The organism is Mycobacterium sp. 852002-51613_SCH5001154 (genome assembly GCF_001667425.1).
Lineage (GTDB): Bacteria > Actinomycetota > Actinomycetes > Mycobacteriales > Mycobacteriaceae > Mycobacterium.
This window is the reverse complement of record NZ_LZII01000045.1, coordinates 28,083-52,484: the sequence shown is the minus strand read 5'-3', so window position 1 is coordinate 52,484 and position 24,402 is coordinate 28,083. Positions and strand designations below refer to the sequence as shown.

18 protein-coding genes and 1 pseudogene are annotated in these 24,402 nt (G+C 67.5%); 6 read left to right on the top strand and 13 right to left on the bottom strand.

The window, feature by feature from the left end:
- Positions 1 to 31: 31 nt before the first annotated feature.
- Positions 32 to 673: a TetR/AcrR family transcriptional regulator gene (locus A5750_RS11890; protein ID WP_066953522.1), complete on the top strand. Its 642-nt coding sequence runs from the start codon at positions 32 to 34 to the stop codon at positions 671 to 673.
- A 131-nt stretch (positions 674 to 804) separates the two neighbouring features.
- Positions 805 to 2,004 carry a DNA polymerase IV gene (gene dinB / locus A5750_RS11885; protein ID WP_067263003.1) on the top strand — a complete coding sequence of 400 codons (1,200 nt, stop codon included), beginning with the start codon at positions 805 to 807 and terminating at the stop codon, positions 2,002 to 2,004.
- Positions 2,005 to 2,076: 72 nt separating this feature from the next.
- Here dinB and A5750_RS11880 read toward each other — a convergent pair whose 3' ends face one another.
- Both A5750_RS11880 and A5750_RS11875 read right to left on the bottom strand, forming a co-directional pair.
- Complete coding sequence (locus tag A5750_RS11880; RefSeq protein ID WP_067262999.1) at positions 2,077 to 3,084, bottom strand: PHP domain-containing protein; 1,008 nt, start codon at positions 3,082 to 3,084, stop codon at positions 2,077 to 2,079.
- A 22-nt stretch (positions 3,085 to 3,106) separates the two neighbouring features.
- Positions 3,107 to 3,538, bottom strand: coding sequence for a hypothetical protein (locus A5750_RS11875; RefSeq protein ID WP_067262995.1), 432 nt, complete (start codon positions 3,536 to 3,538; stop codon positions 3,107 to 3,109).
- A gap of 51 nt (positions 3,539 to 3,589) precedes the next feature.
- Here A5750_RS11875 and A5750_RS11870 point away from each other — a divergent pair, with 51 nt between their 5' ends.
- Positions 3,590 to 4,438 (top strand): LLM class F420-dependent oxidoreductase, encoded by an 849-nt coding sequence (locus tag A5750_RS11870; protein WP_067262992.1) that lies wholly within the window; start codon positions 3,590 to 3,592, stop codon positions 4,436 to 4,438.
- 366 nt (positions 4,439 to 4,804) lie between these two features.
- Here the strand turns inward: A5750_RS11870 and A5750_RS11865 are convergent, their stop codons facing one another.
- Together A5750_RS11865 and gltB are read right to left on the bottom strand one after the other, a co-directional pair.
- Positions 4,805 to 6,271 (bottom strand): glutamate synthase subunit beta, encoded by a 1,467-nt coding sequence (locus tag A5750_RS11865; protein WP_066953532.1) that lies wholly within the window; start codon positions 6,269 to 6,271, stop codon positions 4,805 to 4,807.
- Positions 6,264 to 10,859, bottom strand: coding sequence for a glutamate synthase large subunit (gene gltB, locus A5750_RS11860; RefSeq protein ID WP_066953534.1), 4,596 nt, complete (start codon positions 10,857 to 10,859; stop codon positions 6,264 to 6,266). Before gltB ends, A5750_RS11865 begins: the two co-directional genes overlap by 8 nt.
- A 626-nt stretch (positions 10,860 to 11,485) precedes the next feature.
- Between gltB and A5750_RS11855 the strand changes: the two genes are divergently transcribed.
- Positions 11,486 to 12,706, top strand: a complete 1,221-nt coding sequence (locus A5750_RS11855; RefSeq protein ID WP_197505415.1) for a MinD/ParA family protein — start codon at positions 11,486 to 11,488, stop codon at positions 12,704 to 12,706.
- On the opposite strand, the gene sigI is transcribed toward A5750_RS11855, so the two are convergent.
- Positions 12,703 to 13,581, bottom strand: a complete 879-nt coding sequence (sigI, locus tag A5750_RS11850; protein WP_066953536.1) for an RNA polymerase sigma factor SigI — start codon at positions 13,579 to 13,581, stop codon at positions 12,703 to 12,705. The two genes, A5750_RS11855 and sigI, sit on opposite strands and share 4 nt — an antisense overlap.
- Positions 13,582 to 13,694: 113 nt before the next feature.
- Between sigI and A5750_RS11845 the strand changes: the two genes are divergently transcribed.
- Both A5750_RS11845 and A5750_RS11840 read left to right on the top strand, forming a co-directional pair.
- Positions 13,695 to 14,537, top strand: coding sequence for an NAD(P)H-binding protein (locus tag A5750_RS11845; protein WP_066953538.1), 843 nt, complete (start codon positions 13,695 to 13,697; stop codon positions 14,535 to 14,537).
- A 14-nt stretch (positions 14,538 to 14,551) separates the two neighbouring features.
- Positions 14,552 to 14,992: a nitroreductase family deazaflavin-dependent oxidoreductase gene (locus tag A5750_RS11840; RefSeq protein ID WP_066953541.1), complete on the top strand. Its 441-nt coding sequence runs from the start codon at positions 14,552 to 14,554 to the stop codon at positions 14,990 to 14,992.
- Positions 14,993 to 15,019: 27 nt separating this feature from the next.
- Here the strand turns inward: A5750_RS11840 and eccA are convergent, their stop codons facing one another.
- From eccA to A5750_RS11800, 8 genes and pseudogenes are all read right to left on the bottom strand, one after another.
- The gene (eccA, locus tag A5750_RS11835) at positions 15,020 to 16,858 is read right to left on the bottom strand and encodes a type VII secretion AAA-ATPase EccA (RefSeq protein WP_066953546.1); all 1,839 of its coding nucleotides are present in this window, start codon (positions 16,856 to 16,858) and stop codon (positions 15,020 to 15,022) included.
- A gap of 27 nt (positions 16,859 to 16,885) precedes the next feature.
- Positions 16,886 to 18,445, bottom strand: coding sequence for a type VII secretion protein EccE (eccE, locus tag A5750_RS11830; RefSeq protein ID WP_067262988.1), 1,560 nt, complete (start codon positions 18,443 to 18,445; stop codon positions 16,886 to 16,888).
- Positions 18,442 to 20,015 (bottom strand): annotated as a pseudogene (mycP, locus tag A5750_RS11825) (type VII secretion-associated serine protease mycosin). Before mycP ends, eccE begins: the two are co-directional and overlap by 4 nt.
- Positions 20,000 to 21,529, bottom strand: a complete 1,530-nt coding sequence (eccD, locus tag A5750_RS11820; RefSeq protein ID WP_082959095.1) for a type VII secretion integral membrane protein EccD — start codon at positions 21,527 to 21,529, stop codon at positions 20,000 to 20,002. The pseudogene mycP and the gene eccD overlap by 16 nt, the downstream one beginning before the upstream one ends.
- Positions 21,526 to 22,551 carry a MinD/ParA family protein gene (locus A5750_RS11815; RefSeq protein WP_156659540.1) on the bottom strand — a complete coding sequence of 342 codons (1,026 nt, stop codon included), beginning with the start codon at positions 22,549 to 22,551 and terminating at the stop codon, positions 21,526 to 21,528. Before A5750_RS11815 ends, eccD begins: the two co-directional genes overlap by 4 nt.
- Positions 22,552 to 22,682: 131 nt before the next feature.
- On the bottom strand, positions 22,683 to 23,513 hold the full coding sequence (locus A5750_RS11810) for an ESX secretion-associated protein EspG (protein WP_066953552.1): 831 nt from the start codon (positions 23,511 to 23,513) through the stop codon (positions 22,683 to 22,685).
- Positions 23,514 to 23,624: 111 nt separating this feature from the next.
- Complete coding sequence (locus A5750_RS11805) at positions 23,625 to 23,915, bottom strand: WXG100 family type VII secretion target (protein ID WP_066953553.1); 291 nt, start codon at positions 23,913 to 23,915, stop codon at positions 23,625 to 23,627.
- A gap of 53 nt (positions 23,916 to 23,968) precedes the next feature.
- Positions 23,969 to 24,292 (bottom strand): WXG100 family type VII secretion target, encoded by a 324-nt coding sequence (locus tag A5750_RS11800; protein WP_066953556.1) that lies wholly within the window; start codon positions 24,290 to 24,292, stop codon positions 23,969 to 23,971.
- Between the last annotated feature and the right edge of the window lie 110 nt (positions 24,293 to 24,402).

Genomic DNA, 24,402 nt, shown 5'->3' with positions numbered 1-24,402 from the left:
GAAACTTTCGACACGGTGTAAAGTAACGGTCGTGACTAGCGTCGGCCAGACCCGTGCCCTGCGTGGCCGCCGCGCCATGCGTCCCTCGGGTGACGACCGTGAGCAGGCGATCCTCGCGACCGCCGAGCGGCTGCTCGAACAGCGCTCGTTCGCCGACATCTCGGTCGACGACCTGGCCAAGGGCGCAGGATTGTCGCGCCCGACGTTTTACTTCTATTTCAAGTCGAAGGATGCGGTGCTGCTGTCGCTGCTGGAGCCGGTGATCGCGCGCGCCGACTCCGAGTTCGACGGCGCGGTGCAGCGGCTGCCCGCGGATCCCCGCCGGGTCTGGCGAAACGGCATCAAGGCTTTCTTCACCGCGTTCAGCACCCACCGCCGGCTGGCGCGCGCCGCCACCGAAGCGCTGGCGACCAGCTCCGAACTGCGCGTCGTGTGGTTGGGCTTCATGCAGAAGTGGATCGACCAGACGGCCGCGATAATCACCGCCGAACGCACCCGCGGGGCCGCGCCGGAGACGATCCCGGCGGTTGACCTGGCGACCTCGCTGAACCAGATGAACGAGCGGACGATGATGGCCGCCCTGTCCGCGGAGACGCCGGCGGTGGATGAGGACCGGGTCGTCGACACCCTTACCCATATCTGGGTCACCAGCATCTACGGCGAATCAGGCTAGTGGCGATCGCAAGCGCGGCGTAGCCGGGCGAAGCGGGTCGCCACCACCGGCTAAGTGGCGATCGCAAGCGCGGCGTAGCCGGGCGAAGCGGGTCGCCACCATCGGCTGTCGTCACCGGCGCGTGCGAACATATGTTCGTGCGGTGCGATGCGTCCATCCTGCACGCGGACCTGGATTCGTTCTACGCGTCCGTCGAACAGCGCGACGACCCGACGTTGCGCGGCCGCCCGGTGATCGTCGGCGGCGGGGTCGTGCTCGCGGCCAGCTACGAGGCCAAGGCCTACGGCGTGCGGACCGCGATGGGCGGGGCGCAAGCGCGCCGGCTGTGCCCGCACGCGGTGGTGGTGCCGCCCCGGATGAGCGCCTACAGCCGCGCCAGTGACGCCGTGTTCGAAGTGTTTCGCGACTGCACGCCGATCGTGGAGCCGCTCTCGGTGGACGAGGCGTTTTTGGATGTCGGCGGGCTGCGCCGGGTTTCCGGGACGCCGGTTCAGATCGCCGGCCGGCTGCGGGCCGACGTGCGCGACCGGGTTGGTCTGCCCATCACCGTGGGCATCGCGCGCACGAAGTTTCTCGCCAAGGTCGCCAGCCAGGAGGCCAAACCGGACGGGCTTCTGCTGGTACAGCCCGACCAGGAGCTGACCTTCCTCCACCCGCTGCCGGTGCGGCGGCTGTGGGGCGTGGGCGCCAAGACGGCCGACAAACTCCACGCCCACGGACTCCTGACCGTCGCCGACGTCGCCGAGCTGAGCGAGTCGACGCTGGCGTCGCTGCTGGGCGGCGCCATGGGCCGCCAGCTGTTCGCGCTGTCCCACAACGTCGACCGCCGCCGGGTGACCACCGGTGTGCGTCGTCGGTCGGTGGGCGCGCAACGGGCGCTGGGCCGCGCCGGCAACACCATGTCGGCCGCCGAGATCGATGCGGTGGTGGTCAACCTGATCGATCGGATTACCGGCCGGATGCGCGCCGCCGGACGCACCGGGCGCACGGTGGTGCTCCGCCTGCGGTTCGACGACTTCGGGCGGGCGACACGGTCGCGGACGCTGCCCTGGGCGACGTCGTCGACGCAGCCGATCCTGGGCGCGGCGCGGCAGCTGGTTGCGTCGGCCGCACCCCTGATCTCGCAGCGCGGGCTGACGCTGGTCGGTTTCGCGGTGTCGGGGATCGACCGCAGCGGCGCCCAGCAATTGGCGTTGCCGCTTGACGGGGAATCGCTTGCGGTGGACGTCGCGGTCGACCAGGTTCGTCAGCGCTTCGGCAGATCCGCCCTCACGCGCGGGGTGTTGGTCGGCCGTGAACTGGGTATCGAGATGCCGCACCTTCCCGACTGACCGATGCGCGGTATCGGCTAATTCTTCTCTGCCCCAACTGTTTTCGCGTAGACGGTGCAGGTCTGAGGAGTCTCAGTTCGAGCCCGTCCACTCCAGCAGCTTGTCGGCCGGCCAGGTGTTGACGATCCGGTCGGCGGGCACACCCACGTCCACGGCGCGCTGCGCGCCATAACCGAGGAAGTCCAGCTGGCCTGGCGCATGTGCATCGGTGTCGATGCTGAAGACGCAGCCGATCTCCAGCGCCAGCTGGAGCAGCCGGGTCGGCGGGTCCCGGCGTTCGGGTCGCGAGTTGATCTCCACCGCGGTGCCATGCTCGCGGCAGGCGGCGAAAACCGCTTCGGCGTCGAACTTGGATTGGGGTCGGACGCCCCGATTGCCCGATACCAGCCGGCCGGTGCAATGGCCCAGCACGTCGGTGTGCGGATTGGAGACGGCGCGCACCATGCGCCGCGTCATCGCCGCGGCATCCATCGACAGCTTCGAATGCACGCTGGCCACCACGACATCGAGCCGCTCGAGCAGCTCGGGCTCCTGGTCGAGGCTGCCGTCCTCGAGGATGTCGACCTCGATCCCGGTGAGAATGCGCATCGGCGCGAACTGCTCACGCAGCTTGTCGATGACGCCGAGCTGTGCGCGCAACCGCTCCGGCGACAGCCCGTTGGCAATCGTCAGCCGCGGCGAGTGGTCGGTCAGCGCGCAGTACTCATGCCCGAGCGCGGACGCGGTCGCCATCATCTCGTCGATCGGCGCCGACCCGTCCGACCAGTTGGAGTGCAGGTGCAAGTCCCCGCGCAACGCCGCACGGATGTCACCCCCACCGAGATCCTCGGCGGCGGAACGCAATTCGACGAGGAGGTCGGGTTCGCGACCGGACCAGGCCTGGTCGATGACCTTCGCGGTCTTGGGCCCGATCCCGGGCAGCGACTGCCAGCTGTTGGCCTGGCCGTGCCGCTCCCGCGCCGCGTCGTCGAGACCCTCGATGATGTCGGCGGCGTTGCGGTACGCCATCACGCGCCTGGGGTCCTGACGGCTCCGGTCCTTATAGTAGGCGATCTGCCGCAAGGCTGTTACCGGGTCCATGACTCCAGTGTGCCTGGCTGCTTTACCAGAACTGCCCGGCGACGAAACCGGCGAGCAGCACGCTGAAGCCCCCGATCTCGCCGGCGATCAGCAACGCCATGAAGAGTCCCGTTCCGGGCGCGGGATCCTCGAATTGGTTGACGGTGTCGCGTCGCGCCCCGTGTGCGATGTAGCTCAGGATGGCGCCGACGAAAAAGAAGACGACCACGCCGGCCGCGGCCAGGTTGACCAACGTCGGCCAGGCGCTGAGCTCGACGAAGACGGCCAGCAGCAGCGTCGCGAAAGAGTAGAGCAACGCGGCCCGGTGCGCGATGTCGACATAGGGATGGGCGCTATGGTCGGCGGCGGCCATGATCTGCCGGTACTTCCACACCCCGAGCACCAGGGCGAGGAGGAAGATCAGCCCGGCCGCCAGCAGGGTGACCTTGGTGTCGAGTCCGAGGGAGTAGCTCATCGCGCGGTCGAGTTTAGTTGCCCTTCATAAAGATCGGCTAACGTCGATTTCATGCGATTCGCCTTCAAGACCTCCCCCCAAAACACCACCTGGGCAGCCATGCTGGCCGTCTGGCAGGCCGCCGACGATATCGACGTCTTCGATTCCGGGTGGACCTTCGACCACTTCTACCCGATCTTCTCCGACGCCGGCGGGCCCTGCCTCGAGGGTTGGACGACGCTGACCGCGCTGGCTCAGGCGACCAAGCGGCTGCGGCTGGGCACCCTGGTCACCGGGATCCATTACCGCCACCCCGCCGTGCTGGCAAACATGGCCGCGGCACTCGACATCATCTCGAACGGACGACTCGAGTTGGGGATCGGCGCCGGCTGGAACGAGGAGGAGTCGGGCGCCTACGGCATCGAGCTGGGCAGCATCCGGGAACGCTTCGATCGGTTCGAGGAGGCGTGTGAGGTGCTGACCAGCCTGCTCAGTCAGGAGACCACGGACTTCGACGGGAAGTACTACCAGCTCAAGGGCGCCCGCAACGAACCCAAAGGCGTGCAGCGTCCCCATCCCCCGATCTGCATCGGTGGCAACGGGGAGAAACGAACCCTGCCGATCACCGCGCGCTACGCGCAGCACTGGAACTTCGTGGGCGGTCCGCCCGAGCTGTTCGCCCGCAAGCGCGACGTGCTTGCCGCGGAGTGCGAGAAGATCGGGCGCGACCCGAAGGAGATCACGCTGTCCGCCCATCTGCGGTTGGACGAGGAGCGCAACTACCAGAAGGTCGTCGAAGAGGCCGCCGGGCTTCAGGCCGAAGGACTCGACCTGGGCATCGTGTACATCAACCCACCGCACGACCCCGCCGTCTTGGAACCGCTCGCCGAGGCCATCCGCGATTCGGGGCTGCTGGGTTGATGGGGCCGGGTTAACCCCTTTGTCGCGACGAGCAAACCCCTCCGCGGCGCGCGAAGGGGTTCGGTCGGGCGGTTATGCCCCGAAGATCAGCAAATCGTCGGCGGTTACCAGGCGCTCGTGCTTAGCGGGGAACTCGCGGCTCTTGACCGGGTGACGAAACCAGGACCAGGCGATTCGCCCTATCCGTGATCGAGGTACGGGATTGATGTGCACAGTGATCACTCCTGCGATCGTTCCGTTCAGCCGGGGCCCCGATCCGATGCCCGTGTGACCGAGCCCACAACAGGCAATTAGACACCACCGTCTGGCAAACGGGGGGCGACTCGCCGACAGTTGGTGCTTCTGTTTCTGGTGTGGCTTCTGTGACTACTGGAGCGGGACCGCGGTCGGCTTGACCGGCGCTGGCAGCGCGGTCGCACCCATCAGGTACCGATCGACGGCCGCGGCAGCGGCCCTGCCTTCAGCAATCGCCCAGACGATCAGCGACTGGCCGCGACCCATGTCCCCGGCGACGAACACACCGGGGACCGACGTGTCGAAGTCGGCACCGCGCGCGACGTTGCCGCGGTCGGTGAGCTTGACTTCGAGATCGGTGAGCAGGCCCTCCTTTTCCGGGCCGACGAATCCCATGGCCAGCAGCACCAAGTCGACCTCGAGCTCGAAGTCGGAGCCGTCCACCTTGACGAACTTGCCGTCCTGCATGGTGACCTCGTGCGCTTTGAGCGCCGTCACCCGGCCGTCTGCGCCGATGAACTTTTCGGTGTTCACCGAGAACACCCGCTCGCCGCCCTCTTCGTGCGCCGACGACACCCGGTACATCAGCGGGTAGGTCGGCCACGGGGTCGATTCGGCGCGCGTGTCCGGTGGGCGCGGCATGATCTCGAACTGGTGCACGACGGTCGCGCCCTGCCGGTGCGCGGTACCCAGGCAGTCCGCCCCAGTGTCACCGCCGCCGATGATGACCACCTTCTTGCCTTTGGCGGTGATCGGAGGTTCCCCGTCGGCCCCTAGGACGTCGTCGCCCTCCTGCACGCGGTTCCCCCACGGCAGGTACTCCATCGCCTGGTGGATCCCGTCCAGGTCCCGACCGGGAACGGGCAGGTCTCGCCCGGCGGTGGCGCCGCCGGCCAGGACCACCGCGTCGAAGTCGGCGCGCAGCTGTTCGGCGGTGATGTCGACTCCGACGTTGACACCGGCGCGGAATTCGGTTCCCTCGGCCCGCATTTGGTCCAGGCGCCGGTCGAGGACACGCTTCTCCATCTTGAATTCCGGAATGCCGTAGCGCAGCAGCCCGCCGATCCGATCCGCCCGCTCGAAAACGGTGACCGTGTGGCCGGCGCGGGTCAGTTGCTGAGCCGCGGCCAAACCTGCCGGACCCGAACCCACCACGGCGACCTTTTTCCCGGTCAGCTTGTCCGGGGGCAGCGGCACCACGAAGCCTTCCTCGAAGGCGTGGTCGATGATCTCCAGCTCGATCTGCTTGATGGTCACCGGATCCTGGTTGATGCCAAGCACACACGCCGGTTCGCACGGGGCCGGACACAGCCGCCCGGTGAAGTCCGGGAAGTTGTTGGTGGCATGCAGCCGCTCGATCGCGTCGCGCCAGCTGCCCCTGCGCACCAGGTCGTTCCATTCCGGGATCAGGTTGCCCAACGGACACCCGTTGTGACAGAACGGGATACCGCAATCCATGCAACGGGTCGCCTGCTCACGCAGCGTGCCTTCGTCGAAGTCCTCGTAGACCTCGTGCCAGTCCTTCAACCGCAGCGGGACAGGCCGGCGCTTCGGCAGTTCCCGGTGCGTGTACTTCAAGAAGCCGCTCGGGTCAGCCATGTGCGGCCGCCATGATCGCCTTGTCCACGTCGACTCCGTCGCGCTCTGCTTCGGCGATCGCTTGCAGCACCTTCTTGTAGTCGCGCGGCATCACCTTGACGAAATGGCGTTGTTGACCGCGCCAGTCCGCCAGGACGCGCTGGCCGACCGCGGAATCGGTGGCGTCCACGTGGGCCTGGATGATGCCGTGCAGGAAGTCGACATCGTCTTCGTCCAGGGTCTCCACATCGACCATCTCGATGTTGAGATTGTCCGGAAGTTCCTCGTCCGGGTCGTACACGTAAGCCACACCGCCTGACATTCCCGCCGCGAAGTTGCGGCCGGTCCGGCCGAGAATCACAACCCGACCACCCGTCATGTATTCGCATCCATGGTCACCGACGCCCTCGACGACGGCGTGGGCCCCGGAGTTGCGGACCGCGAACCGCTCGCCGACCACCCCGCGTAGGAAGGCTTCCCCGCTGGTCGCGCCGAACAGGATCACGTTGCCGCCGATGATGTTGTCCTCGGCCACGTAGTCCTGCGGGGCGTTGTCCGACGGACGCACCACAATCCGGCCACCGGACAGCCCCTTGCCGACGTAGTCGTTGGCGTCGCCGTAGACCCGCAACGTTATTCCCTTGGGCACGAAGGCGCCGAAGCTGTTACCCGCGGATCCGTCGAAGGTGATGTCGATGGTTCCATCCGGAAGCCCTTGGCCGCCATACGCTTTCGTCACCTCGTGGCCGAGCATAGTGCCCACCGTGCGGTTGACGTTGCTGATGGTGGTGGAAAAGCGCACCGGCTTGCCGGAATCGAGCGCCTCCCGGCTCATCACGATCAGCTGCTGATCGAGCGCCTTGTCCAGGCCGTGGTCCTGCCGGGAACTGCAGTACAGGTCCTGGTTCATGAACGCCGACTCGGGCTCGTGCAGCACCGGCGCGAGATCCAGCTTGTGCGCCTTCCAGTGCGCGCGGGCCAGCGTGGTGTCCAGCGCCCCCACCTGGCCGACGGCCTCGTTGAGGGTGCGGAAACCCAACTGCGCCATGTACTCGCGGACCTCTTCGGCGATGAACATGAAGAAGTTCTCGACGAACTCGGGCTTACCGGTGAACCGCTCGCGCAGCACCGGGTTCTGGGTGGCCACGCCGACCGGGCAGGTGTCCAGGTGACACACCCGCATCATGATGCAGCCGGCCACCACCAGCGGCGCGGTGGCGAAGCCGAATTCCTCGGCGCCGAGCAGCGCGGCGATCATCACGTCGCGGCCCGTCTTGAGCTGACCGTCCACCTGGACCACGATCCGGTCACGCAACCCGTTGAGCAGCAGGGTTTGTTGTGTCTCGGCCAGGCCCAACTCCCAGGGCGCGCCCGCGTGTTTCATCGACGTCAGCGGGGTGGCGCCGGTGCCGCCGTCGTGGCCGGAGATCAACACCACGTCGGCGTGCGCCTTGGAGACGCCGGCGGCGACCGTCCCAACCCCGTTCTCGGAGACGAGCTTGACGTGCACCCGTGCGGACGGGTTGGCGTTCTTCAGGTCGTGGATCAGCTGTGCGAGATCCTCGATGGAGTAGATGTCGTGGTGCGGCGGTGGGGAGATCAGGCCGACGCCGGGTGTGGAATGCCGGACCTCGGCGACCCACGGATACACCTTGTGTCCCGGGAGCTGGCCGCCCTCGCCGGGTTTCGCGCCCTGCGCCATCTTGATCTGAATGTCGGTGCAGTTCGTCAGGTAGTGCGACGTGACGCCGAAACGCGCGGAAGCGACCTGTTTGATGGCGCTGCGGCGCCAATCCCCATTGGGGTCGCGGTCGAAGCGCTTGACGTCCTCGCCGCCTTCCCCACTGTTGGAGCGCCCGCCGAGACGGTTCATCGCGATGGCGAGCGTCTCGTGCGCCTCGGCCGAGATCGAGCCGTAGCTCATCGCCCCGGTGGAGAAGCGCTTGACGATCTCGCTGGCGGGTTCGACCTCTTCCAGCGGGACCGGGGGACGCACACCGCCGCGGAACTTGAGTAGGCCGCGCAGTGAGGCCATCCGCTCGCTCTGGTCGTCGATCAGGCGGGTGTAGTCCTTGAAAATCTTGTACTGGCCGGTGCGAGTCGAGTGCTGCAGCTTGAACACGGTCTCCGGGTTGAACAGGTGATACTCACCTTCCCGGCGCCACTGGTACTCGCCGCCGACTTCGAGTTCGCGGTGCGCGCGCTCGTCGCGGCGATCCAAATAGGCCAGCCGGTGCCGAGTTGCGACGTCGGCGGCGATGTCCTCCAGGGTGATGCCACCGATCGGGCAGCTCAGCCCGGTGAAGTACTCGTCGAGCACATCCTCGGAGATGCCGACCGCCTGGAACAGCTGCGCGCCGGTGTAGGAGGCCAGCGTCGAAATGCCCATCTTGGACATCACTTTCAGCACGCCCTTGCCGGCGGCCTTGACGTAGTTGTTCAGCGCCTTCTCGCGGTCCTGCCGGTCCGAGAAGCCGTCGATCGCGCCGCGGTCGAGCATGTCCTCGATCGACTCGAACGCCAGGTAAGGGTTGATCGCCGCCGCCCCGCACCCGATCAGCATCGCCATGTGGTGCACCTCGCGGGCGTCACCGGTCTCGACGACCAGACCCACATGGGTGCGCGTCCGGTCGCGCACCAGGTGGTGGTGGACTCCGGAAACGGCGAGCAACGACGGGATCGGCGCCATCTGCTCGTCGGACTCGCGGTCCGAGAGAATGATGACCCGCGCGCCGTCCTCGATCGCGGCCGATGCCCGCGCGCGCACCTCATCGAGCGCCGCCGCCAACCCGGCGCCACCCTCGGCGACCGGGTACAGGCAACGAATCACCTTGGACCGCATGCCATGCGGGCGCCCGTTGACCTCGTCCTCGGGATTGAGGTTGACCAACTTGGCCAGCTCGTGGTTGCGCAGAATCGGCTGCTGCAACGCGATCTGGTGACAGGAGTGTTCGGTCGGCGTGAGCAGGTCGCGCTCGCCGCCGGTGGTGCCCTGCAGGCTGGTCACCACCTCTTCGCGGATGGCGTCCAGCGGCGGGTTGGTCACCTGCGCGAACAGCTGCTGGAAGTAGTCGTAGAGCATCCGGGGCCGCTGCGAGAGCACCGCGACCGGGGTGTCGGTGCCCATCGAGCCAATCGGCTCGGCGCCCGTGCGCACCATGGGCGACACCAAGAGGTTGAGCTCTTCATAGGTGTAGCCGAATGTCAACTGCCGCTTGACGAGTCGTTCATGCGGCATCCGCACGTAGTCGCCCTGTGGCAGCTTGTCGAGCGGGACCAGGTTCCGGTCCAGCCATTCCTGGTACGGGTGCTCGGCGGCGAGTTCGGCCTTGATCTCCTCGTCGGCGACGATTCGCCCTTGGGTGGTGTCCACCAGGAACATCCGGCCGGGCTGCAGGCGCATCCGGCGAACCACCTTCGCCGGGTCCAGGTCCAGGACCCCGGCCTCGGAAGCCATCACCACCAAGCCGTCCTCGGTGACCCAGATCCGGGAGGGGCGCAAGCCGTTTCGGTCCAGCACGGCGCCCACGATGGTGCCGTCGGTGAACGTGATCGACGCCGGGCCGTCCCAGGGTTCCATCAACGAGGCGTGGAACTCGTAGAACGCCCGCCGCGCCGGGTCCATCGACTCGTTGCGTTCCCACGCCTCGGGAATCATCATCAGCACCGCGTGGGCGAGGCTGCGGCCACCCAGGTGCAGCAGTTCGAGCGCCTCGTCGAACCGCGCGGTGTCCGAGGCGCCCGGGGTACAGATCGGGAACAGCTTCTCGACGTCGGCTTCCGTCCCGAAGACCTCGGTCTTGATCAACGCCTCGCGGGCACGCATCCAGTTCTCGTTGCCGGTGACGGTGTTGATCTCGCCGTTGTGGGCCACCCGACGGAACGGATGGGCCAGCGGCCACGAGGGAAAGGTGTTGGTGGAGAACCGCGAATGCACGATGCCCAGCGCGCTGGTCATCCGATCGTCTTGCAGGTCAAGGTAAAACGCCTTGAGCTGCGGTGTGGTCAGCATGCCCTTGTAGACCATCGTCTGGCCGGAAAGGCTTGGGAAATAGACGGTTTCGCGACCGGGTCCGTCCTGCCCGGGCCCCTTGGTGCCGAGTTCGTGCTCGGCGCGCTTGCGCACCAGATAGCAGCGGCGCTCCAGCGTCATGTCCGATGCGCCGGCCATGAACACCTGCCGGAACGTGGGCATCGCGTCGCGGGACAGCGCGCCGAGTGACGAGTCGTCGATGGGCACGTTCCGCCAGCCCAGCACCGTCAGGCCCTCGGCTTCGGCGATCTTCTCCACCGCGTCGCAAGCGGCCGCGGCGTCCTTGGACGACTGCGGGAGGAAGGCGATACCGGTGGCATAACTGCCAGCTGGGGGCAGCTCGAAATCCACGACCTCGCGCAGGAAGGCATCCGGGACCTGGATCAGGATGCCGGCACCGTCACCGCTGCGCGGCTCGGCGCCCTGAGCACCGCGGTGTTCGAGGTTGAGCAGCGCGGTGATGGCCTTATCGACAATGTCGCGGCTACGACGGCCGTGCATATCGACGACCATGGCTACCCCGCACGAGTCGTGCTCGAACGCGGGGTTGTATAACCCGACGCGCTTGGGCGTCATATGCACCTGACCCTTCGCCTGAACGTTGAGCTGTCCGTTAACAGCTGCTCCGATGGAGTCGCACCCGGAGGTTGCGGGCTTAAGACCCCTCGGTCTTGTCTCGATAGGCTGTCCCCCAGGTGGAGATGATCCTGTTAGGGATGCGTCCGTGCAGCGCTGAACGGTGGCCTGGAAACCGGTCTCGACAAGTCGTAAAACGATATGACAATACCCGCCTGACATGCCAACTTCGTCAAGTCTAACCGCCAGCTGGCAGCACCGTAAATTTCGCGGCGGCCGTAGTGCGACAACAGGGCGGACGTGCTGTTTTGGCGTTGCAGCCTTCGTCACAGCAGCGCCGTCCGGTGCGCCGAATCTGCTGCCGGTAGATGTTTGCTGACGCCGCACTGGCGCGTGCCGACCGCCCCCGCATCGGCTCGCATGGTCGTGCTCAGCGGGCGGCCAAAGCCACCGCGGGCAGGCCAAAGCGAGCGCTGCTAAGTTTGCACGGTAGCGATGGGCGGCACGGCGGAGATACTGGACGGGTACTGGTCCGCATCCGGCGCCGGCGGTGAGCCGTGGCGCTTATCACTAGCCCAGGACGCACCCCACCAGCGCCGACCGATCGCCCGGCACCCGAGGAGCCCATGAACGAGCGCGACGAATTCCTGCGGGACCGTCTGCAGCCGCCGCCCGGTACGGCGGCGGCGCGCCCGCCCGGCCCCCCGCCCGGGAGTGTGCCGCCTGCGCCGCAGCCTCCTGTCGGCCAGCGCCTCACACCGCGGCCACCGTCGGGGACCCCGGTGCGCCCGCCGGCGCCTCCGCAGCGTCCGCCCGCTCCGTCCCAACAGCCCGCCGTCGCCGCGCCCGCTTTCCCGCGGCCGCCCGCGAGGCCGGCTCCACAGGAGGCCCCCGCACCCGCCGCTGCGGTACCGCCGATCACCGCAACGCCGGCGCGGTCCACCAGCCCCGTCGGCGCAACACCCGACCGCGGTTGGCGACGCATCCTCCGGCTCATCACTTTTGGTCTCGTCAAGCTGGGTCCGTCATCCGCGCAACAGCAGGACGCCCAATTCGAGGCGGCGATCCGGGCCCGCCTGCTCGGCAACTACAAGGTGGGCATCCTGGGCAAGGGTGGCGTCGGAAAAACGTCGGTGGCCGCCAGTGTGGGCTCGCTGTTCGCCGAACTCCGAAGGCAGGACCACGTCGTGGCGATCGACGCCGACACCGCCTTCGGCCGACTCAGCAGCCGGATCGACCCGCGGTCGTCCGGATCGTTCTGGGAACTCACCGCCGACAAGAACCTGGAGTCTTTCAGCGATGTGGTCGCCCGGGTGGGGCGCAACTCCGCCGGCCTGCACGTGCTCGGTGGTGAACCGGCGGCCGGGCCGCGCCGGGTGCTCGACCCCGCGATCTACCGGGAGGCCGCGTTACGCCTCGACCGTCATTTCGCGATCTCGGTCATCGACTGCGGTTCCACGATGGACGCGCCGGTCACCCAGGAGGTGCTGCGCGATTTGGACGCGCTGATCGTGGTTTCCTCGCCGTGGGCGGACGGGGCGAATGCCGCCGCCAGGACCATGGAGTGGCTGGCAGATCAGGGCTTCGACACACTGCTGCGGAACAGCGTCGTCGTGCTCAACGATTCAGATGGCCACGCCGACAAGCGCACCCGGGCGTTGCTGGCCCGCGAGTTCATCGATCACGGCCGGCCGGTGATCGAAGTGCCCTTCGACCCCCACCTGCGGCCGGGCGGTGTCATCGATGTGAGCCGCGAAATGGCGTCGGCGACGCGGCGGAAATTCCTCGAGGTCACGGCGACGATCGCGGGCTATTTCGTGGCCCGTCACGACGACCAGCCGGGCTAGCCTCGTTCGGCCGGATTTCCCATCCGCGCGGCCGGGTCCGCGATCGCCTCGATCTTGGCCACGCGGGACCCGCGGATCGTCAGGACAATGACGGCGAACAGCCGGCGATCGGTGAATGCCAACAGCACCGGTTGCCCGACGGGGCCGCTGACCAACGTCACGTCCGGCCACAGGTAGCGCAGCAGGTTGGTGGCCACCGCGTCCGGCCCGTGGTTGATCTGCTGCGGCGGGGGCGGGTCGGCGAGGATCGTGCCCACGCCCCACACCGTCGGGTCCAGCACGGCGGCCAACGCCGCAACGTCGCCGTTGGCGCATGCGGTGATGAACTTCTCGGTGACCAGCTGGTGCTCGGCCGTCCCCACCTCGTTGATTTTGGGTTGCGCGGCAACGAATTTCGCCCGCGCTCTCCGCGCCAGTTGACGGCAGGTGCCCACCGGGCGGCCCACGGTTTCGGAGATCGATTCGAACGGGACGCCGAACACGTCGTGCAGCACGAAGGCGACCCGTTCCCCGGGACTGAGCCTGCGCAGCACTTCGAGCAACGCGGCGCGGATCTCGTCGTCGAGGGTGACCCGGTCGGCAGGGTCGGAGCGGTGCGGCGCCGGCCGCTCCTGGACCTCGCCCGGTCGTTCGTAGCGGGCGCGTGCCGAGCGGACCTGGTCGAGGCAGAGCCGGCTCGCCACCACCGTCAGCCAACCTCGGACGTCATCGATCTCGCCGACGTCGGCCCGCGAGAGCCGCAAAAATGCCTCCTGCGCAACGTCTTCGGCGTCACCGACGTCGCCGAGCATTTGGTAGGCGAGGTTGACAAGATACGGTCGGTGACGACGCCAGGCCTCGGCGACCTGGTCGCCCGCTGGCTGCGACTGGTTCATGACTCTTCGACGATCCGCTGCGGCAAAAAGTTACAGGTTTTCCACGTGTAACTTTCCCACCTTTCGCCCCGTCCTTGGAACACCGCAGAAAATTCCGAGAAAGGGGCCTTCCCATGACCATTGTGATAACCGGAGCGACCGGCAACGTCGGACGCCCTCTCGTCGCCGCCCTTGCCGCCGCGGGGGCGCCGGTGCGCGCGGTGACCCGTGCGCCGGAGACGGCCGGGTTTCCGTCCGGCGTCGAACCGGTCGGGTCGGCGACCGCGGCGCTGCCCGGCGCGTCGGCGGTGTTCCTCAATTCCCGGGCGCTGGGTGAGGACCTGCAGCGGGTGGTAACCGAGTGCGTGCGCGCCGGGGTGAGGAAGCTGGTTGCGCTCTCGGCGATCAACGCCGACGACGACTTCTCCCGGCAGCCGTCCCGCTTCCGCGGGGACCGCAACAAGGAGGTCGAACAGCTCGCCGTCGACTCCGGCCTGGCCTGGGTGAGCCTGCGGCCGACGGTATTCGCGACGAACTTCGCCGGCATGTGGTCACCGCAGATCCGCGCGGGCGACGTGGTTTTTGGGCCGTACGCCGCGGCTTCGACGGCACCCATCGTCGAGACCGACATTGCGGAGGTGGCAGCGCGGGCGTTGCTCACCGATGAGCTTGTCGGGCAGCGGATCCCGCTGACCGGTCCGCAGGCTTTCACCAACTCGGAGCTGGTCGAGGCCATCGGCGCCGTGTTGGATCGGCCGCTGCAGTACCGCGAAATCCCGAATACCGCGGTGCGCCAACGATTCCTCGCGTTGGGCTTCACCGCCGACTTCGCGGATGCCTACATCGCCATGCTGGCCGCGACACTCGATGCACCCGCGCTGGTCACCCACGACGTGGAGAAGATCCTCGGCCGGCCGGCGCTCCCCTTCGGCCAGTGGGTCGCCGGGCATCGCGACGTTTTCGCCCGTGCGAGTTAGCAAAGGAGCCGCACATGTCCGAACCGCGTCCGCCGCGCTACCTCAAGCCGATGAACAGGGTGATGATGGCGGTCCAACGCCTCGGGATCCCCACCGGTCCCGCGATGGTGCTGACGGTCCCCGGCCGCAAGTCGGGCCGGCCTCGCAGCACCCCGATGACACCATTCAAGTTTCGGGGTGACCTCTATGTCGTGGCGGGTTATCCCGGCGCCGACTGGGCGGCCAACGCCCGGGCGGCGGGCACCGGCACGCTCAGCCGGGGACGGCGGTCACGGCAGGTCCGGATCGTCGAACTCTCCGCCCGAGAAGCGCGGCCGGTGCTGCGGGCGTTCCCCGCCCAGGTGCCCGTCGGTGTGGCGTTCGCGAAACGGTCGGGGATGGTGCGCGATGGGACGGCCGACGAATTCGAAGCGCTGGCGGGGCGACTCGCCGTCTTCCGCTTCGAACCGACGTAAGGGCAATCGCGGATCCCTGGCCGAGGCCTACCAGACGATGGCCGCCATGTCGCGGTTGTCCGAGCACACGCTGCGCACCGCGGCCTCGATGTCGGGCGCGGTGATGATCTGCAGATCCTCGACCGTCACCGTTTGGCCCGCACGCTTTTGCGCGACCACGCGAGTATCCCGAAACCCCTCGGCACGTTCGATGACGTTGCGGGCGAACCGGCCGTTCTGCATGGCATCGATGCCGTGCCGCCCGCCCGGCGTGGTGTAGTTGCGGATGGTCGTGGCCGCATCCAGGAATGCCTCCCGCGCGGCGTCGTCGAGCTTGCTGGCGCGCGGCGCCGCGTAGCGGTGTCCGATCTCGACGATCTCGGCCGGCGAATACGATTCGAACCGCAGCTTGCGGTTGAAGCGGCCGGCCAACCCCGGGTTCACGGTGAGGAACTCGTCCACCTGATCCTCGTAACCGGCGCCGATGAAACAGAAGTCGAAGCGGTGGGTTTCCAGCGCCACCAGGAGCTGATTGACGGCCTCCATGCCGATCATGTCGGGTGTGCCGTCCTGGTGCCGCTCGACCAAGGTATAGAACTCGTCCATGAAAATGATTTGGCCAAGCGACTTTTCGATCAACGCGTTGGTCTTGGGTCCCGACTCCCCGATGTAGTGGCCGCAGAAGTCCGACCGACGGACCTCCCGGATTTCGGGGTTGCGCACGATGCCCATGCCGGCGTAGATCTTGCCGAGCGCTTCGGCGGTGGTCGTCTTCCCGGTGCCGGGCGGGCCAACCAGCAGCATGTGGTTGGTCTGTCCCTCCACCGGCAGGCCATGCTCGAGGCGCATCATCCGCACTTCGAGCTGATCTTCGAGCGCCGACACGGCCTGCTTGACCGCGGCCAGTCCGACCTGCTTGGCCAGCAGTGCCCGGCCCTCGGCGAGCAACTCGGCGCGCCGCTCCGAGGTGGCGTCGTCGTCCAGCTCGTCACGGCTCTTGGCCGTCGACACGTCCCACCGATCGGTGCGGCTGGCGATCGTTTCCTCGTCGGTCACGACCAGGTGCAGGTTCGGGTCGGCCAACGCGGCCTTCGCGGCCTCGGTCAGGACGCCGTTGATGGTGGCCTTCGACAGCCAGACCTGGGCCTTGTCCTCCTCACGCAGTTGGCGGTGCACCATCCCGCGCACATACGCCAAATCGGCGACCAGCAGCGGGATATCGGCCGGCCCGATCGATGCGGTCAACACGTCGGCGTCGAAGCGGCCCGACGCGTTGGTCTGCCCGATCACGTCCACGCGGTCGAGCCAGTCAAGCGCGACCCGGCCCTGCCCCAGGTGCGCCGCGGCGTGAGCCGCCAGCGCGCAAATCGACGCCGTCACGGCCGACATGATGATCGCCTGCGGGGGAAGTTCGTCGGCGGCGGCCAACAATACGTCCGGCCAGCGCTGCGTCGTGTACATCAAGAACGCCCGGGCCAGCTGGTGCCACTGATAGTTGGCCCACGAATCGAGCAGGTCGCGATTGGACAGCAGCCTGTCGGCCTCGGCGTATTCGCCGGCGATGGTCAGCGCAGACGACAACGCCAACCCCACTTGCGATGCGTCGGTCACCGTGATTCCGATGTAGGGCCCCAGCTGGATCTCCGCGGCGAGCCTCTGCCCGATGCGGGTCGTTTCACGGTGCAGCCATTCGCTGGTGGCGTAGAGCCTCTTCAGCGAGGCGAGATCGTTGTCGCCACAGGCGATGCGGCCCAGCCACGCGTCGGCCATCGACGAATCGGCGTCGGTGGCCGCGACGAACTCCGGCAGCGCCGCCGCCCGGCCCTGCCTGCTCATGACCGCCATGGCCCGGTCGAAATGCCTACGGGCAGTTTGCAAATCACCCATCGCGTGTGCCTTAGAATCCTCGATGTTCTACATGACCGACATGGTGACCGGGTCGAGACTCACGTAGCGGTTCTCGGCGCGGAACATGTCCATCTCGACCAGCCAATCCTTCCCCGCCGCGCTGACCCGCACCGTCGCTGGGCCAACCTGCTCGATGATCACCTCGAAGTTGTGCCGGTGTCCCTCGGGCAGCCTCGTGCCGGACGGGGCGATGGTGATCACGGTCGCGGGGCGCGGGGTGGGTGAGATCGGCGCGGCGTGCTCCACGACGCTGACGGTGGTGCGCGGCGCGGGCCGCGCCGTGCTGACGACGCCGATCTCCGGCATCCGCACGCTGGCCCAGCGTGTCATGTCGCGGGTATGCACGCACACCCGCTCGCCCGCGCCGGCGGTGCGGATCACGATCCGCTTGGCGACCGGATCGTCGGCGGCAACGAAAACCCTTGACAGCTCGCCGGCATCGGTGACGGGGATCAGCAGGCGGTCTCCGTTGCTCAGTTTTCCGACCAGCACGCCCGAAGGGCCGATCTCGGTGAGCAGTTGCTCGGGCAGCGGGCTGGGCCGCAGTGCCCGCAGGTAGGGCCGCGGGCCGCACATGTTGGCCGCGGCGGCCGCGGCCTGTTCCCCGTTGAGCCGGCGCAAGATCACACTCGGCGGGGTGGGGGCCGGCGTCGGCGTGCGGACGGTGATCGTCGCGGTGCAGGTCGCATCCGGATACACGGTCACGTTCTGGATGACCTCGTCGGCGCGCAGCGTCCACGCCTGCGACAGCACGCGCGAGTCGATCGCGTCGGCCGGATACGCGTAGGTCGTCATCCAGCCCGCCTCACCGCGGATGGCCTTCCACCTCTGCGTCTCCCCCTCGACGGCGTCGCACCCCAGCCGCCGATCGAGCTCGGCCAGATCGGTGGCGGTGGCCACCTTCGCCCGCAGCCCCTGGCAACGCAGCAGGCCCGCGATGCGCTGCGCCGCCGAAATGGCCGCGGCGCCAACGGTGGTGCGCCAGCGGAGCGCTTGGGTGTTGTCGATGATGGACAGCCGCATGATCAACCAGGTTTCCCGGCGGCCCGCATACGGCGGGGTCCCGATCTCCGAGTCATACACCCGCGGGTAGTCCCCGATATTGCCGTGCCGGGACCCGAGTGAGACGACGCTGATCGAGTCGAGCTGTAGGCCCAGCGCCTGGTGCATCATCGGCACCAGTTCGACGACATCGATGACGTTGTCGGTATCGACGGTCACCGAACCCGTCACCAGGGTCGCTTGGTGCGCCCGGCCGAGCAGCTGCACCGCCACCACCGCGACATCGTCTTGCACGCGGACCCCACCGCCGGATCGGTTGTTGGCCACCGTGATCGGGGCGTTCCAGCGGATCGGGCGCCGGCCCCGCCGCCACAGCACCAGCCATGACCACGCCGGCTGACCCCACCAGCGGACGAACACCGCCGCGACCCCGACCGCCACGGCGATCGCCGCACCGATGTAGCCGCCCACCGCCCAACTCGCCGCCGCGAGTAAGAACACCACCCACACCCCGAGGACCCGCCGATTGCTACCCCGGCTGAACCCGGTCAGGGTGGAGCTCACCGCGCCCTCCTCAGCCGCGCCGCGATCGCGGCCACGAGCACACCGGCGGCCACCGCACCGATGAACCCGATGGCGATGTTGCGCGCCCGATGGTCCGCCGGTGGGGGCGGCGGTGCCGGCCTGATGATGCGGCTCTGCGCGCCCGGCGGCATCCGGTCACCCGGCGGGATGTTGAACGTCAGTGCCGCAACGGGATCGACCAACCCGTACCCGACCTTGTTGTCCACTCCCGCAGGCGGATTGTGCGCCGACTGCACGATCCTGTTGATCACCTGATGGGCGCTCAGGTCGGGGAACTTCGCCCGGACCAGCGCCGCGACGCCGCTGACGTAGGCGGCCGAGAAGCTGGTGCCCCAGAACGGCATGTTCTTCTCGCCGGGCCTCGACGGCGGGTACGCATTCACCGGCCCACCACCCTGGGGCGAGAGACCCATGATGTGGGTGCCCGGCGCGGCCACACTCACCCATGGGCCCGACATGCTCTTGTCGAGCGCGGCGCCGGTGGCATCGACCGCACCGACCGACAGGACGTAGTCGGAAAACCACGACGGCGACGAGACAACCTTGACCTGATGCCAGTCACGCGGATCCGACGGTTCCAGCGGGTCGTACATCGGGTTGTTGTTGCAGCCGGCTTCTCCGTCGTTTCCGGCCGCGGCCACCACCACCGCGTCCTTGACGGTGGCGGCGTACCACAGCGCGGCGCCCAACGCCCGCTGGTCGGCGGGGGCCGCCGCCGGCAGGCAGGCGGTGACGGAAATGTTGATGATTTTCGCGCCCATGTTGGCCGCGTGCACCACCGCGCGCGCCACCGTGTTGAGCGTGCCGGCTTTGACCTTCTCGTCGGAGTTGGGGTCCCCCGGCCCGGGGTTGACCGGCTCAAAAGCCCTGGAGGACTGGCGAATTGAGATGATGGTCGCGTGCGGGGCCACGCCCACCACCCCGTCGGGCGCTCCCGGCGGGGGCGGGGGCACCGCGGGTTCGTCCTCGGTCTGCGGATCCGCCGGGCCGTTGGAGCTGGCGGTGGCGCGACCGGTGGCGGGACCTCGACCGGCGGCGGTGGGGCGCCGTTGGCCGGTGGGGGTCCGGCCGGCGGAGGGAACGCCGGTGTCGACGGCATGGGCCGCGGCATGGGCAGAGTCCCTTGCGGCGCAGCGGCGATGATCGAGCCCACGATGGTGCCGTGCGCGTCGCAATCCGACAGGCCGTCCTCACCCATGATGTAGTCACCACCGGGCACGGCCGGCAGCCGCGGGTTGGGCGAAATGCCGGTGTCGATGACCGCCACCGGTACACCGTTGCCGGTGCTGTATTGCCAGGCCTTGCTGATGTTGAGCAGGTTGAAGCCCGGTGCCAGCTGCCCCACATCGGGATTGCGCACAGTGATGGGCGTCGAGCAGCTGTTGGCGCGCCGCATCGGTTGGTCTGGCTTGGGCGGTCCGTCCGGGGGCACCAGTCCGGGATCCACCTGCGGGGGCGTAATAGCCTGCGCGGCGGGAACATTCGCGGATAGCGCGACGAGGGCCACGGCGGCAGTCACCGCCGCGACCCTCTTTAGTGGCGAATCCACGTGAACAGCCCTCCCAGGGCCGCCGCCGCGGGCAGCAGGACGATGAACGCCAACACTTCCACCCATTCCACGGTCAACCGGATGAAGGGCCTGAACCGCACCGTCGGCACAAGAAGCGCCGCGGCCAGACCGCACGCCGCGAAGGCGGCGATGGCCACTGCGGGCCAAAGCAGGCCGCTCACAACGTCTTTCGGTTCGTAAATGGCGTATTTGACCACTCCGGCGCATACCGCGGCCGCGGCCCCGCAGGCGAGCGCGACGGCCTGGTACTTGGCAGCGAATCCGCGGCCCTGGGTGATGAAGATGCCTACCACCAGTCCCGCGACCACCAGCGCCAACCACGCCCAGGGACGCCCCGGCGTCAGCACCCCCCATACGGCGGCGGGCAGGACGATCGACACCCCGACACACACACCGACCTGCACCGCGTTGACCAGCCGCGCCGAGGCGGCGATCGCTGCGCCGCGCGCGGTGATGTCGGTCAATTCGTTGTCCTCGTCCTCGGATTCGTCCTCGCTGACCGGGGAGACCGTGTCGACGGGCATGCCCTCGCGGCGCGCGAACAGGTCGCGTCCGGTGATCGATCCGAAGTGAGGCGGCCGCACCCGAGCCACCCACAGCGCAATCAGGGGGGTCATCCTGACCAAGATCAGCAATCCGACCAGCACGCAGACGGCCAGTACCTGCGCCGAGGCCGGCCGGAACATCCGGACGACGGCGACGGCGGCGAGGATTCCGCTCACCGTCACCACCGCGGTGACGGCCGCGGTCTGCCACCGCTTGCGTGTCATCACGCCGATGGCGATGGCACCCAGGATCACGATCACGAGGCCGATCACCCCGTGCGCCGCCCCCAGCGTGCCCGGGGGCGCGCATGCGCCCGCGACGGCCAGCAACACCACGGCCAGCCAACCGAATCCGCTGAACAGGTCGCGCCGCTCCCGCCAGCCCCACCAGACGACGGCGGCCCCGACCACCAGCAAGGCCCCGACGGCGCCGGACACCGCGGCCGGGACGGGGTTGTCGGTGAATGTGCGGGCCCGCAACGTCAGCGCCACCACCACCCCGGCCGCCATCGCGATGATCGCGACCGCGGTGTGCGCGGCCGTCAGCGGCGTCACCGGGGCGAACATCCGGTCGCCGCCGTCGCGGCCCAGCCACTTGCCTATGGCCGCCAAGCCGGTCGACAACGACTCGTACTGCGGTTCAAAGGATTCGCCGGCCACTCGGGGCACCAGCACCAGGGTGTCCCCGTCCTGCACGCCCAGCTCGTCCAGGCTCTTGTTGATGTCCAGCCGGACACCGTTGATCTTGTGCAGTTCGTAGCTGCCCGCCGGCAGCGTAATGCCGTCGAAACCCTTGCGCTTCAGGTCCGCGTCGAAGAGCTCGACCATTCCCTCGAAGAATCCCTCCACCGGAATTCCGGCCGGGAACACTTGGGAGCAGAGATGCTTCTCGTAGGAAATATTGACCGCACAGCGCGCCGGGAAAGCGACCTTATGCGCTGATGTCACGGCGCCGTCCGCTCCGCATCCGGAATGTATTTGTCGGCCAGGCCGGCGGTGATTTCAAAAAGCCGCAACCGCGTCTTTTTCTTTAATTCATGAACCGTGTCGATGAGCCCGCCTTTGGCCAGGTGCGGATCGAACGGCATCTCTTCGACGGTCGCGCCGACCTTGCTGAAGCGCTCGGTCAAGTACGCCAGCGCATCCTTGTCGGCGATCTGATCGGTGTGGTTGATGATCACGGTGCTGCGCGAGACCAGCTCGTGGTAGCCCTGCGAGCGCAGATAGTCCACGGCCCGCAGCACCGGCCGGGACCGGTCCGCGGTTATCCCGGAGACGAACACGAGCGTGTCGGTGTTCTCCAAAACCGGCTTCATCACCTCGTGTTCCAGATCAGGCGAGGTGTCGACGATCATCACCGTGTGGGTTCGCCGCAGCCGCGACAAGACCCCCGAGAACATCGCCGGCACCAGCGGCCGGGGCTGGTCCGACGTGCGATTTCCGGCCAGCACGTCGAGTCCGATCGGGTTCTGCCCCAAGTGTTCACGGATGTCCGCGTAGCCCTGGACGTCGGTGTCGTTGATGATGGCGGTGTAGTCGCCGGGCGGCGACTCATCGATGCGGTCGGCCAGCGTGCCGAAGCCCGGGACCGCGTCAATCGCAATCACGTTCTGCGGGCGGCATTCTCGGAACACCCCACCGATGCAGGCGACCATCGTCGAAACGCCGACCCCGCCCTTACCGGACACCACCGTGATGACGTACTGGCGCCGGATGTGGCGCCGGATGCGGTTCTGCAAGTCCCGGTAGTGCCGCTCACTGGGCGATTCACCCGGGTTTATTTTCTTAAAAGAGATGACGTAGACGAATTTCCGCCAACCCGAGCCCGGAGGAATCTTTCGAGGCGCGGCCAGATCGGTAATGCGCATGGTGTCCGACACCGAATCCGGGAAGTTGCGGCCCCCTGACGGATCCCCCCGTCTGAGCGCCCCTTCGTCCGACATATTCGGGTCATTCCAAGGGCTTGTCACGTCGCGATGCTAACACGCTCGGCGATACCGCGTTTACCGATCAAGAAACCCTTCAAGAGCGTAAGGGGTTGCTATTCCACGGCATTGGTTAACTGACTTATCTTGCGTCAGTTGAGAAATCGTCCTCCTCCTCAGACCACCCGCCGATACGAGTACCACTCGTCGCCGGCGGGCAAGCGGCGGATGAGCCGCTGCACGGCGCCACTGATGTCGCTGCGCGAACCGGGCGAGACGATCTGGTAGCGCCGCTGCCCCGAGATGACGCACTCGATGCAGACGCGGCCCGACGGGGTGTCGACGATGGACACCGACGAATCGCCGACCGCCACGCGCGCCAATTCGTCCGGCCCGACACCGGCTTGCAGCGCGACGATGGACGCACGCGCCGAGCGCGCCGGGTCGGCGGCCGCGAGCACGAGCTGCAATTGATCGGCGTCGAGGCGCTGGGCGAGCAGAAAGGTCCGCAGACTGGCCGAATCGCGCACCGACGAGAGCAATTGTTCGGTGTCCAGGGTGACCGGCCGCAACGGCGCCGCCTCCGCCACACCGCACAACCGCTCTACCTGCCCGACCACGAGCTCGCTGGCCCCACCCTCGTCGCTGGCGGTACCGGCCGGGTACATGCGGATCAGCTCGCCGTGGCGTTCCAGCACCACCCACCAGCTGGCAAAGCGGCAGATAGACACCCGCGTCGGTTCGCGTCCGGGCACGTCGATGTTGACCATCAACGCCAAGTCCCGCCGCAACAGCACGGTGAGCCATTCGCGGATCATCGGGTCGACATTGTCGGCCTCGTCAAGGGCGCCGGCAGTCCTCAACTCGGCCGCGATCGGGTGGCTCAGCGCCCGCTCGGGGGTGTCGAGCCTCGGCAGCAACGGCCGCAACCCCAGTTCGGGGCAGGTCTGCTCCACCCCGGCCACCGCCTGCAACACCCACAGGCCATCGAGCGTCGTAGTCAGCATGTCACTTCGCTTTCCAAGCAGCGCCCATCAACCGGCGGCCCAGACACCGAAGGGGGGCACATGCGTCGCTCACGCATCTGCCCCGCCTTCAATCGTGGCGGTGAACCGATCTCAGCCGAACAAGTTGCCGATGTTCTGGTCGGTCGCGAGCGCGTTGTCCAGCACGTGCGAGGTCGTCGTCCCGTGCTGGCTCACGGTGTCGATCAACCCCTGCAGCCCGGACAGCATCTGCGCTTGCGCCTCGAAGAATTGCTTCGCACCATGACCGGCGAAGAATTCTGTCAGCTGGTTGGTCCGGTTCGAGGTGTCGTCATAGATTCCCTGCAGCTGGCCGGCGCGGGAGCCGATGTCGGAGGCGAAATCGGCTACGGCGCCCGGGTTATAAGTGATCGGGTTGGACATTTGCGAGCTTCCTTTCAAAAGACCATTAGTGAAATTAAGAGTGAGTGGGCCGGTTAGGAGCCGTGGCCGCCGAATAGCGCGCTGAAGGCGTGCGTGGAATCCGCCTCGTGGTGTTCCATCAAGGCCGCCGCCTGCTTGAGACCCTCGGCCAGGCGGGTTCCGCCGGACAGGACCTTGTTCAGGTCGTTCTGAATTTCGATGGCCGTCGCGTGTGACGCGGTGACCGCTTCACCGGACCAGGTCGACGGGTTCATCACGTTTTCGTGATTCGCGATGTAGCCCTGAGCGATTGCGATCGCGTGCTCCATGTTCGCCTGAATATGGTTGGAAGCGTCGCGTAGCACCTGCGACGATACTTGGATTGTTGAACTGTCCACTTGCGGTTTCTCCTAACTACTGCTGCCCTCCCCCGGGGAATTACCTGGGGCATGAAACGAAGTGTATGAGGGCTATTTGGAACTGTCGATTCACCCTTGGCCGGGCCGGC

Excerpts from the sequence above, each read along its gene's own strand:
- A5750_RS11880 (WP_067262999.1), bottom strand. The coding sequence starts at position 3,084 with ATGGACCCGGTAACAGCCTTGCGGCAGATCGCCTACTATAAGGACCGG.
- eccA (WP_066953546.1), bottom strand. The coding sequence starts at position 16,858 with ATGGGTGATTTGCAAACTGCCCGTAGGCATTTCGACCGGGCCATGGCG.
- A5750_RS11805 (WP_066953553.1), bottom strand. The coding sequence starts at position 23,915 with ATGTCCAACCCGATCACTTATAACCCGGGCGCCGTAGCCGATTTCGCC.
- A5750_RS11845 (WP_066953538.1), top strand. The coding sequence starts at position 13,695 with ATGACCATTGTGATAACCGGAGCGACCGGCAACGTCGGACGCCCTCTC.
- dinB (WP_067263003.1), top strand. The coding sequence starts at position 805 with ATGTTCGTGCGGTGCGATGCGTCCATCCTGCACGCGGACCTGGATTCG.
- A5750_RS11865 (WP_066953532.1), bottom strand. The coding sequence starts at position 6,271 with ATGGCTGACCCGAGCGGCTTCTTGAAGTACACGCACCGGGAACTGCCG.
- A5750_RS11855 (WP_197505415.1), top strand. The coding sequence starts at position 11,486 with ATGAACGAGCGCGACGAATTCCTGCGGGACCGTCTGCAGCCGCCGCCC.
- A5750_RS11810 (WP_066953552.1), bottom strand. The coding sequence starts at position 23,513 with ATGCTGACTACGACGCTCGATGGCCTGTGGGTGTTGCAGGCGGTGGCC.
- sigI (WP_066953536.1), bottom strand. The coding sequence starts at position 13,581 with ATGAACCAGTCGCAGCCAGCGGGCGACCAGGTCGCCGAGGCCTGGCGT.
- A5750_RS11870 (WP_067262992.1), top strand. The coding sequence starts at position 3,590 with ATGCGATTCGCCTTCAAGACCTCCCCCCAAAACACCACCTGGGCAGCC.
- A5750_RS11840 (WP_066953541.1), top strand. The coding sequence starts at position 14,552 with ATGTCCGAACCGCGTCCGCCGCGCTACCTCAAGCCGATGAACAGGGTG.
- gltB (WP_066953534.1), bottom strand. The coding sequence starts at position 10,859 with ATGACGCCCAAGCGCGTCGGGTTATACAACCCCGCGTTCGAGCACGAC.
- A5750_RS11875 (WP_067262995.1), bottom strand. The coding sequence starts at position 3,538 with ATGAGCTACTCCCTCGGACTCGACACCAAGGTCACCCTGCTGGCGGCC.